Here is a 17018-nt window from a genome sequence, read left to right on the forward strand (position 1 = left end):
GCCGTTCCCCAGAGTGACGATGAAGCGGGGGCTTAACTCAACCGTCCCTGTCGTGCCCTTACGCCGGGAACTGGGTTTGCCCCCTATACCCGAACGCTGGAGCGTAGACGAGCCGATCGAAAATACCTAGGCCCAAAAGCCTTATCACATCCAAGCCCAGGCGGCAGTATCGGCGAAGCTTAGCTTAACGGCATTGGGGTTATTCCCGAAAAAGAAATGAATTAACCTCCGCCTTAGTGTGCATTTACCCTTCTTTCCATACAGTATTTTTATTCGTAAAATAAGGACATAATATTGTCTGATAAGCAATTAAATATCTCCTGCTTCTTCTCATAATAATTTATGCGAACGATAGAATGAAAGACGATTTAGGGAGTGTCTTCGCCGTTTACAATTCGGGACTGCTCTGCCGCCAAAGCCTGAAGTACTGCTTTGTTGAAAGACAGGATTTACTGCAATCCATCCTTGCCGACCTGCAACTCGAAAATCCTTCCCACCGGCTGCTTTCCGGCCTGCACGGCATGGGGAAAACCACGTTGCTGCGCCGTATCGCGGTCGCTATCGAGGAGGAGCACGCATTGAATAGCGGCTGGCAACCGCTCACCTTCCCCGAAGAGCAATACAACATCGCGCATCTGGCGGATCTGTGGAGCAATTCGCTCTACTCGCTGATCGAAATGATGGATCAAAGCGGCAAGAATGAAGCCGCACGGCAATTGGAAAGCAAAATTGCCCTATTGCCCAAGCACGACCACATCGGCGCCTTGAACCTGTTGCTCGAAGAAGCCGACAAAAACCATAAACGTCTGTTGATGTTGGTCGACAACATCGATCTGATCCTCCGGCGGCTCAAAGACGAACGTCGGCTCCTCTGGGAAACGCTCAGGACCGAATCCCGTATTATCATCATCGGCACCTGTGCCTCTACGATCGTGCCCGGTGACGCAGACTCCGAAAGGATCGCCGAAATTTTTAAAACCGATGTCCTGAAGGGATTGAGTCTGGAAGAAACCGTCGAGATGCTGCGGAAACTGGCGGAAAGCAACCATGCGGCGCATATTCCGGCCCTGATCGAACATGATCCGGGCCGCATCAAGGCGCTCCATACGCTTATCGGCGGCAATCCGCGCACGATTGTGCTGTTATACAAAGTCCTTAAACAAAACCTGGAGAACGGGAACATCCTCAACGATCTGGACGGCTTGCTGGACCGTGTAACGCCCGTATACAAAACCCGTTTCGAAGATTTTCCCCAACAAGCGCAGCAACTGGTCGATGCTTTGGCATTGCACTGGGACCCGATTACCGCGCACCAGCTGGCAAAAATACTGGACTGGCCCGTCAATCAGGTATCGGCGCAGTTAAGCCGCCTGGAACAGCAAGGCGTGATCGAGAAACAGCCCCCTTCCACGGGCAAACGCGTGGCCTTTCAGCTTACCGAACGTTTTTTCAATATCTGGTATCTGATGCGCTACGGCCGCCTTCGGTCGAGGCAAAAACTGCTCTGGCTGGTCCGCTTTCTGCGCATTTTCTGCCATGCTTCCGAACTGCAAAGCCATGCCGGCCACTGCCTGAGCCAAGGTATCCGAAAAAGTTCGGAAGCCGGGTACAACATAATGCTTGCGCATGCGATCGATGACGCAGGCCTTCGGATGGCGCTCGAGAATCAGGCGCTCGCGGCACTGCTGACGATCCAGGAAACCCATAGCAAAATTCAGGAACTGCTGGATTTCGATTTGATGGGTTATCATGACACCGAACTCGGCCCCCGGCTGAAGCGCATGATGCATATGAGGGAAATCCGTCAGCTCTTCCAGACCGCCTTAGCCGCACAGGAGGCCGACTTCGACAGACAACGCTGCGTGGAACTATTCTGCGGCAGCCTGGCACTATTGAAAGAAGAAAAGGACGCGACCGCCCGCCTGTCGGCCACCTTGTCGAAGACTCAATGGAAGTATTTGTATATCATTTTGAACAGCGAATATCAGCAGCATCTGGCGGTATTCGGGCCGAGCATCGAGCGTTTTTACGGCGCCGTCGCGGTCGGCGAAATTGCCGGCTGCAGCGATATGGCGGGAGCCCAGGCCGCAGCTCTCCGATACGATTTCCCGGAATTGTTGGCGATTGCGGCTTACTTTAACTTTCCTTGCGAATCCTGGCCCGAATCCGTAACGATGGAAGCCTGCAGAAATGCTTACCATCAGATCCTGAAAAGCCATCAGTCGGCGACGCTCTGGAACAGTTTCGGGACTTTTCTGCAGCTCGATCCCGGAAATTTCCAAGAAGCCGAAAATGCTTTCCGCCAGGCGCTTGTCCTAAACTCGGACAATGCCGAATACTACAACAATCTGGCCAGACTCCTGCTGCAGCGCGAAGAAAACCTGATGGAAGCCGTGGGCCTCGCGGAACGCGCCGTGCTGTTGGACTCTAAAAACTTCCATGCCTTGTACACCCTGCTGGGACTGCTCCTGAGCACAGACCGGATCGCAGACTTCGAAACGCATCTGCGCCGTTATTTCGAAGAAGGAAACGACGATTTTCACAAATCGTTCTGGAGCAATACGCTGAGCCTGTTAAAGCAAGCCCTGCATAAGGGTGAAACGTGGAAACGGTTATTGCTGGCTTTATTCGACAGCGGAAAAGTGGGGCAACGCTGGCGGCCGTTACGCGAAGCCCTGGTGGCCATCGCCGGCGACAATCCTTATTATCTGAACGGAATCGCACCGGAAATAAGGGAGCCGGCAAGTAATATTTTATCTGCCCTGAAAGCTTGAAAAACTGGCCGGAATACCTTAATCCTTCAAATCTTTAGCGCTCGCGGGTCATATCGGGCTTTTTCGGCCCCTATGGCAAACCGGACGCCGAGCCCGGCAAACAGGCATCCGCTCCTTTCGTAAAAATCGTATTAAGCGTTATTTTTGGCATGTTGATCATCGGTTTCGCCGGCGGCACTGTTGCGGTACTGCCAGAATAATTGCTGTTCCTCCGCAATCACCGTTTCGACACGCTCGACCAACAGCCGGTAGGCGGCCTCCTCATCGCTCACCGGGGCATAATCACCGGCATTGTTGATGTACAGACGGTATTCCCGTTTCATCCCTTCTGCCGCTTTCCGGTAAGCCTGCCAGGTTTCGTTCGGACGCAGCAGTGTATCCACCGCGCGGAATACCGTTACGGCAGCGCCTAATAAGGCAGTGGCTCCGGCTGTCCAGGGTTGATCGGCAAACACCTGGATGACCGAAATCAGCGCGCCCGTCACGATCACGGCTATTGCGAAAAACAAATGCTTGTATTTATACTGTCCAGCCTTGCTTTCGTACCAACTCCGCTGATCTTCGAGAATGTTTTCGAAATAGTATGCCGCCCTTTCCTTACGGCTCTCGATCACCGACTTCCAGGGTGACGCAAGGCGTGCTTCATTCGTTTGTTCAGTCATGGCTTTTTCTCTGCTAAATAGTCCGGCGTATTGTCATTGTTTTACGATAAAATCCAGATGCATCCCGCCCTGTCAGCCCTGAAAGCCGGTTTTCATCCCTCACCGCTGGTCCGTATCGTCGATCCCGATCTGCCCCGGGAGATCGAATTGTGGCTCAAGCGGGACGATAGGCTGCATCCTATCATATCCGGCAACAAATGGCGGAAGTTAAGCCATATCGTCGAAGACGCACTCTTATCCGGAGCCCGCACCCTGATCAGCATGGGCGGTATCTACTCGAATCATCTGCATGCGCTGGCTTATGCCGGCAAACGACTGGGTTTGCAGACGATCGGCTATATCCGCGGCGAGCGGACGGAGCCGCTGACGCCCACCCTTGAGGACTGCCGCAATTGGGGAATGGAACTGCGTTTCGTTTCGCGGTCGGAATACCGGCAGCTCAGGCAATACCGTAAACCTGACAACCTCCCCGGCAGCCGGCCCGGCCAATACTGGCTGCCGGAAGGCGGCGCTCAGCCCCTTGCGCTGAAGGGCGTCGCCGAACTGGTCGAAGAAATCGAGATGCCTTTCGACGTACTTTGTTTGCCCTGCGGCACCGGCACGACGCTGGCCGGCTGCATCGCCGCCCTCGGCGGCACAAAAACCGTGCTCGGCTTTGCGGTGCTCAAGCATGGGGAGTTTTTGACCGCCGATGTGGAAGGCCTGTTGCCGAAAACTCACCCTCGCTGGCGGATCGTTCACGATTACCATTTCGGCGGCTTTGCGAAAACGAAGCCCGAATTGCTCGAATTCATCCGCCGCTTTGAACTGACGCAGCAAATTCCGCTCGAACCGGTCTATACCGGAAAAATGATGTACGGACTCTACGACATGATCGCCAAGGGCTGTTTCGCACCCGGCCAACGCATCGTCGCCGTCCACACCGGAGGCCTGCAGGGCAGGCGCGGATTTGACGCCGTCAACGCCGGATAAGACGGAAAGTAGCGCCGTTACTCCATGGCATTAACCTTCATTAGGCCGGCAGCGCGCTTTCCTCGGCCCCGATGGCATGGGTACATTTCTTCCCTTAATTCACCCACGTTAAATTCGAGAGAATGCGATGAATAGACAGCCGGAACCCGAACTGATGGAAGATCCCGAACAGGTCAAGGCCTATGCCAAAGCCGATTTTGCGGTCCCGCACCAGCAATTCGTCGACCGCCTGCAGGTCTTCGTCGGCGATCCGGAATTCAGCGGCATCGCGCTCGACCTGGGCTGCGGGCCATGCGACATCGGCCTGCGTTTCGCCAGGAGCTTTCCGCGATGCCGCATCGACGCGGTCGACGGTTCGCGCGCGATGCTCGATTATGCGGCCATCCGGACGTCGTCCATCAGGGACCGCATCCGGCTGATCCATGGCCGTCTGCCTTTTGTCACATTTCCCGAACAATTTTATGCGATCATATTCAGCAACAGCCTGCTGCACCATTTGCCCGACCCGCAGATATTGTGGCAAACGATAAAAAAAGCCGCCCGGCCAGGCACCCGCATCGCGGTGATGGATTTGCTCCGTCCCGCCTCGCTTGAGGCGGCAATGGCGCTGGTCGAAACCCATGCCGCCGGGGAACCGGAGATTTTACGGCGCGATTTTTACCGTTCTCTGTTGGCCGCTTTTACCCTTGAAGAAATCCGGGATCAACTCAAAAAAGCCGAACTCCCGCTAAACGTCGAACAAATCAGCGACCGCCACGTTTTCATCGCAGGCGTAATGCCTTAATCGCCAACCGCTCAAAATAGTTATGGACGCCATCACCGAAGTCATCTCCGCCGCCGACCTGCAAAAGCCGGAATTTTACATCAACCGAGACGCCAGCCTTCTCGAATTCAACAAACGGGTGCTGGCGCAAGCCCGCAACGAAGACGTCCCGCTGCTGGAAAGACTCAACTACCTGTGCATTTCCTGCTCGAACCTGGACGAATTTTACGAAGTCCGGGTCGCCTCCGTAATCCAGATGGCGGCGATCGACCCCAAGGTCACCGGCTCCGATGGCCTGACCCCGAGCGAGCAGCTGGAACTGATTTCGGTCAAAGCGCACGAACTGGTTACCGAGCAATACCAAGTGCTGAACGAGATCCTGATTCCGAAACTGCAGGCACAGAACATCAACTTTATCCGCCGCAAGGACTGGAGCGAAACCCAGCTGAAATGGCTGCAGAATTACTTCAACGAGGAAGTGCTGCCGATCCTGACGCCGGTCGGGCTGGATTCGGCGCATCCTTTTCCGCGCATTCTGAACAAGAGTTTGAACTTCATCATCTCGCTGACCGGCAAGGATGCGTTCGGGCGCAACAGCGGCCGCGCGATGTTGCAGGCCCCCCGCGCGCTGCCGCGCATCGTGCAGTTGCCCGCCGAGGACACGCAAAGCGGCCCGTACGATTTCGTGTTCCTGTCGTCGATCATCCACGCCTTCGCCGACCAGTTGTTCAACGGCATGAACATCAAGGGCTGCTACCAATTCCGGGTGACCCGCAACAGCGATTTCTTTGTCGACGACGATGCGATCGACGACTTGTTGCTTGCGGTCGAAGGCGAACTGGCGATGCGTAATTACGGCGACGAGGTCCGCCTCGAAATCGACGCGAACTGCCCGGACGAAACGGTCGCCTTTCTGCTGGCCCGCTTCGAAATGACCCGCCAGCACCTGTTTCTGGTCGACGGCCCGGTCAATCTGAACCGGCTTCAGGAAATCATCCGCCTGGTAGACCGCCCCGACCTGAAGTTTGTACCTTTCAAGCAAAGCATTCCGGCGCAATTCGCGCGCAACAAGGACATGTTCGCTGCCATCCGCCGGCAGGACATTCTGCTGCATCATCCGTTCGACTCGTTCGCGCCGGTCGTCGAATTCCTGCGCCAGGCTGCGGCGTCGCCGGAAGTGCTGGCGATCAAGCAGACCCTGTACCGGACCGGCGCCGACTCACCGATCGTGAACGCCTTGATCAAGGCTGCCCGGGCCGGCAAGGAAGTAACCGTGGTGATCGAGCTGCGCGCCCGTTTCGACGAGAAGGCCAACATCGATTTGGCCGCGAAGCTCCAGGAAGCCGCGGTGCATGTCGTGTACGGGGTGGTCGGCTACAAGACGCACGCGAAGATGTGCCTGGTGCTCCGCCGCGAAGGCAAGGAACTGGTCAATTACGTGCATCTCGGCACCGGCAACTATCATCCGAAGACGACCCAGCTCTACACCGATTACGGGCTGTTTACCTGCGACAAGGAACTGGGTGAAGACGTCCGCAAGGTTTTCGCCCAATTGACCAGCCTCGGCAAGGTCACCAAGCTGAACAAACTGCTGCAGTCGCCGTTCACGCTGCACAGCGGACTGCTGGACAAAATCGAGCGCGAGATCGCTTTTGCCCACAAAGGCAAAGCAGCGAAAATCGTAATCAAGGTCAATGCGGTCGTGGAAGAGATATTGATCCAGTCCTTGTACCGCGCCTCGCAGGCCGGCGTCGAAGTCAAACTGATCGTACGCGGCATCTGCTCCCTGCGACCCGGTATTCCCGGTGCTTCCGAAAATATCGAGGTGCGTTCGATCATCGGCCGCTTCCTCGAACACGAGCGGATCTACGCCTTTTTGAACGACGGCAGCCAGGAAGTCTATGCCTCGAGCGCCGACATAATGAATCGGAACATGTTCCGCCGCGTCGAAGTCTTTTTTCCGATCAGCAGCAAGAAACTGCAAAACCGGATCCTGCGCGACCTGGAACTGTACCTGACGGATAATACCGAGGCCTGGCTGATGCAGCCGGACGGCCATTACCGGCGCGCGAATCGAATAGAGGATCAGTATCCCGTCCAGGCACAGATCCAATTGTTGAATGAACTACAGGGTTAACCTAATCCATAGGGAAAATAATCCTTTTCGCCCCGACCGGGATGATAAGCTCGAATTCATCCGCGTAACGCTGAGAGGCATTTTATGAACCAGATAAGAGAAATTGCCCAACTGGGTGCCGAAGTGTTGCGTTGCCAAGCCCAACTCGTCGCTGAAGCGCACAGCGCCGAAAGCCGTGCCGTGATCGCGGCGATGAAAGCGACCCTGGCCAACACCCAAGGCGTCGGCCTTGCCGCGCCGCAGATCGGCGAATCCCTGCGCATCGTGATCGTCGCCTCCCGCCCCACCCCGCGCTATCCGGACGCGCCGCTGATGGAGCCGACCGTGATGATCAATCCCTCCTTCGAAACCCTTTCGGAAACCACCGAAAAAGGTTGGGAGGGCTGCCTGAGCATTCCCGGCATCCGCGCCTTGGTTCCGCGCTTCAAAGACATCCGGGTCGATTATACCGACGAGCAAGGGCATCCGGTCCGAATCCGCCTGCAGGACTTCATCGCCCGCGTTTTTCAGCACGAATTCGACCATCTGAACGGCCTGGTCTTTCTGGACCGCGTCGAAAACAACCGGGACATTTTTTCCGAAAGCGAGTATCTTAAATTATTCAGCTGAGCACGGATGCGCTTTCTCGGGCACATACCGGCCCTCTTCGAGAAATCCATTTGATGCTTGTTACGGAAACCATGAAGCAAAACAAAGATATCCTCTCCTGCGCCCATCCCCTGAAAGAAGAACGATCCGAGCCCTTACCTTTCCAAATCCCCAAACCCGCCGAAGAAGACCCTGAAGCGCCGTTAAGGCTGAAAAAAATCCTGTCCAGCGCCAGTTATCGCCAGGCCGACCAGGACGTCGACTTTCTCAATCAGGACGAACTGCGTTCGTTTCGTTTGCAGGTCGATTTTTTAAAAGCGGAGCAGACGCTCAAGGAAAACCGTGTCGACAATACGATCGTAGTATTCGGCGGCACGCGTATCAAGGAACCCGGCGAATCCAAACGCAAGGTGGACGGTCTGAAGGCCGCGCTCGAAAGCAAACCGAACGATCCTGTGCTGCTCAGAAAACTCGAGGTCGCCGAACGGGTGTATGCGAAAAGCCACTATTACAATATCGCCCGGGAATTCGGCCGCCTGGTCGGCGAATCCCGGCGCCAGGCGCCCGAACATCCCTGCGTAATCATGACCGGCGGCGGCCCCGGCCTGATGGAAGCGGCCAACCGCGGGGCTTACGACAGCGGCGCGCTGACGGTCGGCCTGAACATCAACCTGCCCTACGAACAGTTTCCGAATCCGTACATCACGCCTGAGTTGTGCTTCCGCTTTCATTATTTTGCGATGCGCAAGCTGCATTTCCTGCTTCGCGCCAAGGCACTGGTGGTATTTCCCGGCGGTTACGGCACGTTCGACGAACTGTTCGAAACCCTGACCCTGATGCAGACCCGCAAAATCAAGCAAACACCGGTCGTCCTGGTCGGCGAAAGCTTTTGGAAAAAGGCGTTCAATGTCGATTTCCTGATCTGCGAAGGCGTCATCGACCCGGAAGACCGCGAGTTGTTCTGGTATGCGGAAACCGCCGAGGAAATCTGGCAAAGCATCCTGGACTGGTACAATATCAACGGCGAGCCGCTCATCTAAGACAGCAAGCTTATGGAATTCGCCGATCTGATCGCTACCATTCCCCCCATCCTGATCCAGTTCGGGATGACGGTCGCTTTTGCCTTTGTAGTCGGGCTCGAATTCCGCCGTTATCATCGAATCAATCAATATCAGCTTCATTTCGGCAGTACCCGAACCTTTGTATTGATTGCGATCCTGGGCTTCATGCTGTTTTCGCTCGATTCGGACAAACTCCTGTTTGCCTCCGGGTTTTTACTGTTCGGGACTGTTCTGCTGATATACTATTGGCACCTTGCCTCAAAAGGCATCCTTTCGATCTTCAGTCCCTTACTGGGACTCTTGATCTATCTGATCGGCCCGATCGCGATCACTTTTCCGAACTGGTTTCTGGTGCTGTTTGCGGTGGTGCTGATCCTGATGCTCGGGGCAAAACCGGTCATTCACCGTTTTTCGGATCAGCTCGCGAACGACGAAGTCGTCACACTCGCCAAATTCCTGATCATTTCCGGCGTGATTCTACCCCTGTTGCCGGACCAGCCAATTGCACCTGCACTGCCGGTCACTTATTACAAAGTCTGGCTGGCGGTGATCATCGTTTCCGGCTTTTCGTATCTCAGCTATCTGATCCACAGTTATTTTTACAAAAGCCGCGGTTTGATGGTTACCGCCGTGATGGCCGGGCTGTATTCAAGCACGGTTGCCACCATCATGATCGGCCGGCGCGCCCGCGGTTCGGGGGCGGCGGAAAGTTATGTCTCGGCCGCGTTGATCACCGCGACCACAATGATGTACCTGCGCCTTCTGGCGATCATTTTTCTGTTCGACCCGCAGGCGGGCCTCCGGCTGTTGCTGCCTTTCGTCCCGATCATCGTACTGTCGGTGATTGCCGTGGCGGCTTTGGTCCATTATAAAAACGGATACCCCTCCGAAGCGGATACGGTCGATGTCGGCCATCCGCTGGAGCTTTCCACCGCCGTTCTGTTTGCGGCACTGTTTATGGTATTTACCTTCGTCACCCAATACGTGATCAGCCATTTCGGACGCTCCGGGCTGAATTTCCTGGCAATTGCGGTGGGATTGACGGATATCTATCCGTTCATCCTGTCGTTGTTGAGCGGGAAATTTGAGGTTTCCGAATCGGCGATCGTGGCTGCGGTCGTATTGGCCAGCGGCAGCAACAATCTCCTGAAAGCCGCCTATGCGATCTTCTTCGCCCGCAATGCGTCGGTACGATTCGGAGCCGTCTGGCTCATTATCCTGTTTTTGGCATCCATCGCCTATGCGTACGCGTTGATTACCTGAGCCGATTTCCCGCCGATACGGGGCCGCTAAGGTTCATTTAAACCTCTTGCGGTGGATTTAACCACTTCGATTTCCCAGTTTCTGCTCCCTCCATCGAAACTCCACGATTTTTTAATTGTGTTTTCAATAGTTTATTAAACCTCAAAAAAGCAAAGGGATCTGGCATAACTTTTGATTAAATCAATAAACGCTAATTTTCCGGATTCCCGCTCGATGAAAACTGCCAAGGTAAAGGTCCCTTCTTTTGCCGCTTTTCAGGATCGTTGCCCGCTCGATAACACCTCACAGTTTCCCGGCGCGACCGCCGGGGCCTTTCTGAAACTCGCCACACTATGGCAGGCGGATATTTTCATCGCCTGGCTATTTTTGACCGCAGTCAATCTGTGTTTCCATCGCCTGATTCCTCTCGACGAAACCCGCTACGCATCGGTCGCTTGGGAAATGCGGATCCGGCACGATTTTCTCGTGCCCCATCTGAACGGTGTTCCTTATCATCACAAGCCGCCGCTGCTCTTCTGGATAGATAATCTAGGCTGGACGCTGTTCGGCGTGAACGAAATCTGGCTGCTTCTGGTTTCGCCGCTGTGCGCGCTGGCCAGCCTGTATGCGATCAGATATCTGAGCGGCCAGTTGTGGCCGGGAAATTACGACGCGATGCGCAAGGCGCCCTGGCTGTTGCTCGGCAGTCTGATCTGGGGCACGTATTTGAACGGATCGATGTTCGACATGCTGCTGGGCCTGTGCGTGCTGCTCGCACTGACAGGCCTGGTCAAATCCGCCAAGCGCTTGACCTGGAGGCACTGGGCACCGTATGCGTTGGGCTGCGGACTGGGGCTGCTCGCGAAAGGCCCGGTAGTCTTGCTGCACATTCTGCCGCCTTTTTTGTTGGGCATGCTTTGGAGCGAAACGGCCCGGAAGAATCCGGCTAAATGGTATCTGCAAGGCGGAGCGGCGCTGACCGCCGGCCTTTTGATCGGGCTGGCCTGGGCGGTGCCCGCCGCATTATGTGCCGGCGACGCCTTCGGTGGAACCCTGCTCTGGCATCAGACCGCCGACCGGGTCGTGAACAGTTTCGCGCATCGGCGTCCGCTATGGTGGTATTTGGAATGGGCGCCGGTCATTCTGTTTCCCTGGTGTTTCTGGCCCCGGTGCTGGCAGGCCGTCTGCCGCCGGGAACTGTTCCGCGATCCCGCCGTGCGTTTTTGCGCGATCTGGTTTTTTGCAGGAATCATCGGTTTCTCCGCGATCAGCGGCAAGCAAGTGCATTACCTGTTGCCGTTGATGCCGGCGCTGGCGCTACTGATGAGCCGGGCCTTGACTGCCCGCGCGCCGGCCGATCTGCGAATCGGGGATTTCTTGCCGTTCATCGTAATATGCCTGACAGGGATCCTGCTGCTGGCGCTGCCGGCAATTCCGGGCCTGAAACTCTACAACTGGGTGCTCAACCGGAAATTGTGGTGGCCGCTGTTAATCCTTGCGACCGGCATCGCCGGCATCCTGCTCAAAACCAAAACTCGCCGCCTGACGCCGTATTCGCTGTCCGTTTCGGTCGTTGTGCTTTTGGCTTCGAGTCTGGCCGGATTTTTCAGCTCGACAGGCAATGCCTTCCATTTGAACGACGCAGCGGCCCAGTTGCAAAAATACCTGAAGGCAGGGGAAGCGATAGCCTGGGTGGGGGATTATGACGGGCAATTTTTATTCCTGTTGCGTCTAAAAGAGCCAATGCCGGTGCTCCAATACAGCGAAATTCGGCAATGGCTCACGGACCACCCCAAAGGCCATCTGATCTCGCTCAATGCTGCACCGATGCCCCTCGGCAAAAAGCTCAAGATGAAGATCGATTATATCCAGCCCTACCGCGAAGAGTGGTTGATCGTTCAATCGCTTTAGCGAGCCAGTACAAGGAATTCAATCCGCATGCGGATTGAATTCCCTTTCCAGAAGCCAATAAGTGCCGCCCAGGGCGGCGATCAGCAAGCCGGTGGCGAATACGTGAAAAGCGCCGACATCGTGAAAATCGAACACGATGATCTTTCGCGCCACCGCCATCAGCGCCGTCGCGACGACCAGTTTGACCGGAATCACATGACTCCGGATATACAGCGTGATATTGATGAAAATTTCTATCGCAATCAAGACGATCATGAACGAACCGAAAACCTGCAGGATTTGTTCCTTGTCCAGGTCTTGAAAAGGATGCCGCAAAAACTTCTCGTAGATCACAACGATCACGTCGAGCACGCTCCAGAGTATCGTGAATACCATCAGTATCGCCAGCAATTTGACGCTGTATCGGATCACCCTGTGCATCACCACGATGAACCGGTCCTCGTCCTCGAGCGACAGTTCCTCATGCGAAAGGCGCTTTTGTTCGACCTGCCGGATATGGCTCAGCAGATGGCTGAATAGATTGGCCTTGCCGCCGAATTCGCCATCCTTGTAGCCTTCGTCGAAAAATTGATTGATGCCGGGGACTTCCGCAAGATCTTCACGTCCTAAGTGCTTAAAGCCCATGGTCCAGTCCGCATATTCGCGCCGGTCAATCTGTTTTCTCTCCAGCACGTGCAGGGCGCTATGGCGGCCATCGCGTTTGATCACTTCCAGAAGCGCATTTAAGTCATGCTCTTCGCCTTCCAGCACCTGGACAAAAATACCATTGTTATACAATAACATACCGGTGATGCCCTTATCCGCATTCCGGGCACGGGCGACCCGCAAAATATCCGCCAGATCGTCCGTGGTCATCGGGCGGGTCGCGGTACTGATATAAGACAACTGCAGCATGACGAATCACTCTCTCTTTAGTCTGATTTTCAAACTCTAATATGGCTCAAGCCGGTCCCCGTCTTCTTCCAGATCAGGCTTAACGGATCAACATTCGTTGCAGCGGACTGCCGCTGTCGATCGTGATCTGCTGCCGGCTTTCGAGCGCGGCGCATTGGCCGAGCAAATCGGCGACCTGCCCTTGCTGTTCGGCCTGCAAACCTTTCATCCGATCGATCGCCGCCAAGGCTTCGGAACCGATCGACGCAAACGCCTGCGCCAGCCCTTTTTGCAAGCCGCGCAGTGCGCTGGCCTGCAGCGAGGGCTTCAGTTTTTTGGCGATGAACCAGGGCGTCAGCCAGCTGATCGCGACTACCAGGCTGCTGTGAATCAGAAAGTCGACGCCCAGATACGCCAGATGGGTTTCGTTGCTGTGCCGATAACCGGTAAATACCTGATAACCGACCCAGCTCAGGGCCGCCAGCGGCAGCAGGATTTCGGCGATGCGCGCCCCGCTCAGCAAAGTCCGCTGCAGGGCATTGCCGGGATTGGCGAGAGATTGTCTCACCGCCAGTTCGCTCTGGGTTTCGATGATTTTCGGCGCTTTTTCGCGGAGCGGAGCCAACTGCCGCTTGAGCGGCAGCGCCGGAATGCCGCGCTGTTCGGCCTGCAGCACGAACTCGTCGAGAGCATCGTCGAACCGGGCTTTCGCCCAGGAGTCCCATAATAGCGCATCGGCCTGAGTTGAAGGATATTTTCCGCTCGTCGGATTGGTCAGCAAGCCGACCGCATGTTCCGCATAATAATCGGCCAATTGCCTGACCGGCCAGGCGAAGCCTTCCTGCAGCAATTGCCCGGTACGCTGCCATTGCTGCTGCCAAAGCGGAGAAAGCTCCCGGGATGCCGCATCGCCGCCACCCAAAGCCTGCCGGTATTGTTCCAGCGTGTAGCGAAGCTCGTCGAGGCGGGCCTTAAGCCCGCGTTGTTCGAGCTGCTGTACGGTATGTTCGTTGGCCAGCTCGGTGAGCATCTTTGCCAAGGCGCTGAATTCGTCTTCCTGCCCGTCTTCCGCGCAGATCGTCTTGAAAATGATCGGCTCGACGAAACCGGCCTTGCTCAGCTGGCGTTTGAAGTCCTCGAATTGTTCCGGTTGGCCGCGGTCCCACTGATTCAAAACGAACAACCAAGCGTGCCGCGCTCCTTCCGCCAGCAGCAGCCGCCAGGCCTTTTCGTCGCGGTAGCGTTCCGGGCTAACTACATAGATCAGTATATCGATATGCGGCAACCATTCCAGCACCAGATGCCGGTTGGTCTGGTCGATACTGTCGAAATCGGGCATGTCGATCCAGATGATATGCCGTTTCGCCTCGTCGTCGTGCTGCGCGACCTTTACGCTGGCGATCGGCAGATTCTCGGGCAAATGCCGGAGCGCGACCGAACGGTGATGAAACAGAGTCACTTCGCGCGACGTCGGCCGCTCGATGCCGGTTTTGGCGATGGCCTTGCCGGCCAGCCGATTCAACAATGAACTTTTGCCGACGCCGGTACCGCCCATGAACGCGACCAGCAAAGGTCTGCCCTGCCCTTGGCCGAACAAGGCGCTCGGCGTACCGGCCTGCGGAAGACTTCCCTGTTCCAGCATTTCCCGGGCGATCCAGCCTGCCTCCACCGCCTGCGCGGCCCACTGGCGGGTATGATCCACCAAATCAGAGTAATCGTAAGCCATGACGTTTTTCCTTCAGATGGTTTTCCGCTTCCTGTAATTGCTCGGGCGTAATGTTGAAGTGCGCCAGGGCGGACAATTGCTGCGGCAAAGCCACCAATTTGTCACGCAGCGCTTCGACGAACAGCGCCTGTTTGACTTGGTGCAACTGGTTTCTTTTCAGATCGGCCTCGACGCTGTGCATATAACTGCCGATCGCGCTTTCGGCCAGCAGCGATGTCACTGTCAGCATCGAGGGGGCGATCACCAGATCGTGGACCCCGATCCCGCCGGTATGCAAGGTCAACGCAATCACCGCCGCATCGGTCGTTGCCCGGGTCGCGCGCAGGCTGTTCAGTAGTAAAGGCTGCTCCTGCAGCTTACGGTACAATCGGTGCGCGGCGCTTTCGACATCCTGCTGGAAAGTCTGGTGATAATGTTTGACCGCCCCGTCGAAGCCGGCCAACAGTTCCTGGCGCCGGCTGCGCAGAAGTGCGCCCATATCCTTCCACCACAGGCGTTGCTGATGCTCCTCGGCCTTGTCGCGCAGTTTGTCGGTCATCTGCAGCAAGGCGTGCTCGGCGATCTGGTTTAGAAGCGCAACCTCATGGCTGGCATCGGTCAGCAAAGTCTTCTTGCGGCCGAGCTTCATCAACTGCCTGACCGGCCAGGTCAACGCCCGGCGCGTGCCGGCCAATATCCCCGCCAGCCCCGGAATTTCGAGCAGGGTCAGCAGTTCGGCCATCGCGACCTGAAAGGTTTCGTAGTGGTGCGGATGGTTCAGATAGTCGCGCTGATAATTGTCCAGCGCCTGTTTGATCGTTTGGTCGAGCAACTGATGCCAGTCTCTCAGCGCCTGATGCTCCTGCGTAACGGGCTCCAGCCATTGCGGCCAGTAATATTGGAGCAATTCCTGCTCGTAGCGGGCATGTTTCTTGTAGGACACCTGAGCAGCGAGCTGCGACAGCAGCGATCGCTGCGCCTCCGGCCAGACCGGCAGGCCCGATTGCTTGTCATAGTACAGCGGTACGACTTCCGGAAATTCGTCCTTTCGGGCCAGCAGCCACTTTTCCTTCAAGGAATGCACGATCAGCGCTTCCGAGCCCTCGCTGAGCTTGTTCAGGCAGATCACGGTCGGCTGGCGTAAAACTTCCAGAACGGACATCATGTCCCAGACCGACTGATCCGCGTATTTTTCCTTGCTGACCACCAGCACGATTACATCGGCCAGCGCCATGGTCCGGATTACACCTTCGCGGTAGGTCGACGAATCGATCGAATCGAAATCGGGCGTATCCCACAGCACGCATTCGGGCAGCAGCAAAGAATGCGCTCCCGGTTCGGATAGCGCAAAGCAGTCATGCCGATCTTTGCTCAATTGCTCGGGCAAGAGTTGCTGGAAACGCCCGAAGTAGCGCTGCAAGCCGCTGCAATCCTCGCGCCTGACCCGGTGGCAGAAGCCTTGCGGATGCACCGTATAGCCCGCCAGGGGGCTCACCCCGGCGGCATCGGACTGAAGCAGCACGTTCACCAGCGAGCTCTTGCCCGCCTGCGTCGGCCCTACCACGGCAATCTGCAGAGGCGGCAACGGCTTGGAATCGATCAGCGCGCCTTTGCGTAAAAAGGCTTCCGCCAGCAGCAGCTGATCGATGCGGTGCCGGTAAACCGCCTTGGCGGATTCGAGATGGGCCTGCTGTAAAATCGTCTGGTAACGCTGCTTCAGTAGTTGGATAAATTCCAGCATAAGGGATTGCATGGGTTATAATTGCCGATCATTTTACCGAGTTTTTTGAAGATCGGACGTTATAAATAAACAATAAAAAGCCAATATCCTTAACATCGATCCGTAATTCCATCGAGGCAACCTAATGAAAAAAATTTCCCTATTCCTGATTTTTATTCTGAGTTGTGTCCTTTTGTCCGCCTGCGGCAGAAGCGACAAAGTCAACGGGCAAAATATCCGGACTGCGTATAAGTCCGTCAAAGTGTTGAAGGAACGGTTGCCGGCCGAGAAGCGCATCGAATTCGAAGTTTCCTTCTGGACCATTCGCGACGCCCAAAAAGCCGACGCCGAGTTTTTGAATGCGGTCGACGGAAAAACCCCGCTGGAAATCATCGGCATGGGGCAAGAGATCTACCAGCAGCGGAAGAATGCCGGCTTCAAGGGCTATGAGCAATATTCGAGCTGGGAAGACATGATCAACAAGTTCGGCCAGGAAAGATCGCAACAGGGCGCAATCAAGAAGGAAGACGCCAGGGATAAAGCAAACGACGTACTTTATAACCTGAAGCGCTAACTAAAAAACAAACCGCTTGCGGATGGACCGTTTCCG

13 protein-coding genes are annotated in these 17018 nt (G+C 55.9%); 9 read left to right on the plus strand and 4 right to left on the minus strand.

Going from position 1 to position 17018, the window contains the following annotated elements; translation table 11 throughout:
• The first annotated feature begins 356 nt into the window (after positions 1-356).
• The gene (locus JJL52_RS08580; protein WP_202051993.1) at positions 357-2774 is read left to right on the plus strand and encodes a DprA-like winged helix domain-containing protein; all 2418 of its coding nucleotides are present in this window, start codon (positions 357-359) and stop codon (positions 2772-2774) included.
• Positions 2775-2905: 131 nt separating this feature from the next.
• On the opposite strand, the gene JJL52_RS08585 is transcribed toward JJL52_RS08580, so the two are convergent.
• Positions 2906-3436 (minus strand): DUF4231 domain-containing protein, encoded by a 531-nt coding sequence (locus JJL52_RS08585; protein WP_202051994.1) that lies wholly within the window; start codon positions 3434-3436, stop codon positions 2906-2908.
• 36 nt (positions 3437-3472) lie between these two features.
• Between JJL52_RS08585 and JJL52_RS08590 the strand changes: the two genes are divergently transcribed.
• The 7 genes from JJL52_RS08590 (at position 3473) to JJL52_RS08620 (ending at position 12110) form a co-directional block, all read left to right on the plus strand.
• The gene (locus JJL52_RS08590) at positions 3473-4408 is read left to right on the plus strand and encodes a 1-aminocyclopropane-1-carboxylate deaminase/D-cysteine desulfhydrase (protein ID WP_336885050.1); all 936 of its coding nucleotides are present in this window, start codon (positions 3473-3475) and stop codon (positions 4406-4408) included.
• Positions 4409-4535: 127 nt separating this feature from the next.
• Positions 4536-5192 (plus strand): class I SAM-dependent methyltransferase, encoded by a 657-nt coding sequence (locus JJL52_RS08595; protein ID WP_202051995.1) that lies wholly within the window; start codon positions 4536-4538, stop codon positions 5190-5192.
• A 22-nt stretch (positions 5193-5214) separates the two neighbouring features.
• Positions 5215-7308: a polyphosphate kinase 1 gene (gene ppk1, locus JJL52_RS08600; RefSeq protein ID WP_202051996.1), complete on the plus strand. Its 2094-nt coding sequence runs from the start codon at positions 5215-5217 to the stop codon at positions 7306-7308.
• A gap of 84 nt (positions 7309-7392) precedes the next feature.
• Entirely contained in the window at positions 7393-7917 is a 525-nt protein-coding gene (gene def / locus JJL52_RS08605; RefSeq protein ID WP_202051997.1) for a peptide deformylase, read from the plus strand.
• Between the two features lie 71 nt (positions 7918-7988).
• On the plus strand, positions 7989-8936 hold the full coding sequence (locus JJL52_RS08610; protein WP_202051998.1) for an LOG family protein: 948 nt from the start codon (positions 7989-7991) through the stop codon (positions 8934-8936).
• Positions 8937-8948: 12 nt separating this feature from the next.
• Positions 8949-10220 carry an MgtC/SapB family protein gene (locus tag JJL52_RS08615; RefSeq protein WP_202051999.1) on the plus strand — a complete coding sequence of 424 codons (1272 nt, stop codon included), beginning with the start codon at positions 8949-8951 and terminating at the stop codon, positions 10218-10220.
• Positions 10221-10433: 213 nt separating this feature from the next.
• The gene (locus JJL52_RS08620; RefSeq protein WP_202052000.1) at positions 10434-12110 is read left to right on the plus strand and encodes an ArnT family glycosyltransferase; all 1677 of its coding nucleotides are present in this window, start codon (positions 10434-10436) and stop codon (positions 12108-12110) included.
• Between the two features lie 18 nt (positions 12111-12128).
• Here the strand turns inward: JJL52_RS08620 and JJL52_RS08625 are convergent, their stop codons facing one another.
• The 3 genes from JJL52_RS08625 to JJL52_RS08635 form a co-directional block, all read right to left on the minus strand.
• Positions 12129-13004: a phosphate-starvation-inducible PsiE family protein gene (locus JJL52_RS08625; RefSeq protein ID WP_202052001.1), complete on the minus strand. Its 876-nt coding sequence runs from the start codon at positions 13002-13004 to the stop codon at positions 12129-12131.
• Positions 13005-13083: 79 nt separating this feature from the next.
• Positions 13084-14709, minus strand: a complete 1626-nt coding sequence (locus JJL52_RS08630; RefSeq protein ID WP_202052002.1) for a GTPase — start codon at positions 14707-14709, stop codon at positions 13084-13086.
• On the minus strand, positions 14690-16429 hold the full coding sequence (locus tag JJL52_RS08635; protein ID WP_202052077.1) for a GTPase: 1740 nt from the start codon (positions 16427-16429) through the stop codon (positions 14690-14692). The genes JJL52_RS08630 and JJL52_RS08635 overlap by 20 nt, the downstream gene beginning before the upstream one ends.
• A 124-nt stretch (positions 16430-16553) precedes the next feature.
• Here JJL52_RS08635 and JJL52_RS08640 point away from each other — a divergent pair, with 124 nt between their 5' ends.
• Positions 16554-16982: a hypothetical protein gene (locus tag JJL52_RS08640; RefSeq protein WP_202052003.1), complete on the plus strand. Its 429-nt coding sequence runs from the start codon at positions 16554-16556 to the stop codon at positions 16980-16982.
• Positions 16983-17018: the final 36 nt, after the last annotated feature.

The sequence above is a fragment of the Candidatus Methylomicrobium oryzae genome (assembly GCF_016745425.1).
In the GTDB taxonomy this organism is placed as follows: Bacteria; Pseudomonadota; Gammaproteobacteria; order Methylococcales; family Methylomonadaceae; genus Methylomicrobium; species Methylomicrobium oryzae.

Coding starts and splice junctions, on each gene's coding strand:
- JJL52_RS08580 (WP_202051993.1), top strand. CDS start 357: ATGAAAGACGATTTAGGGAGTGTCTTCGCCGTTTACAATTCGGGACTG.
- JJL52_RS08585 (WP_202051994.1), bottom strand. CDS start 3,436: ATGACTGAACAAACGAATGAAGCACGCCTTGCGTCACCCTGGAAGTCG.
- JJL52_RS08595 (WP_202051995.1), top strand. CDS start 4,536: ATGAATAGACAGCCGGAACCCGAACTGATGGAAGATCCCGAACAGGTC.
- ppk1 (WP_202051996.1), top strand. CDS start 5,215: ATGGACGCCATCACCGAAGTCATCTCCGCCGCCGACCTGCAAAAGCCG.
- def (WP_202051997.1), top strand. CDS start 7,393: ATGAACCAGATAAGAGAAATTGCCCAACTGGGTGCCGAAGTGTTGCGT.
- JJL52_RS08610 (WP_202051998.1), top strand. CDS start 7,989: ATGAAGCAAAACAAAGATATCCTCTCCTGCGCCCATCCCCTGAAAGAA.
- JJL52_RS08615 (WP_202051999.1), top strand. CDS start 8,949: ATGGAATTCGCCGATCTGATCGCTACCATTCCCCCCATCCTGATCCAG.
- JJL52_RS08620 (WP_202052000.1), top strand. CDS start 10,434: ATGAAAACTGCCAAGGTAAAGGTCCCTTCTTTTGCCGCTTTTCAGGAT.
- JJL52_RS08625 (WP_202052001.1), bottom strand. CDS start 13,004: ATGCTGCAGTTGTCTTATATCAGTACCGCGACCCGCCCGATGACCACG.
- JJL52_RS08630 (WP_202052002.1), bottom strand. CDS start 14,709: ATGGCTTACGATTACTCTGATTTGGTGGATCATACCCGCCAGTGGGCC.
- JJL52_RS08635 (WP_202052077.1), bottom strand. CDS start 16,429: ATGCTGGAATTTATCCAACTACTGAAGCAGCGTTACCAGACGATTTTA.
- JJL52_RS08640 (WP_202052003.1), top strand. CDS start 16,554: ATGAAAAAAATTTCCCTATTCCTGATTTTTATTCTGAGTTGTGTCCTT.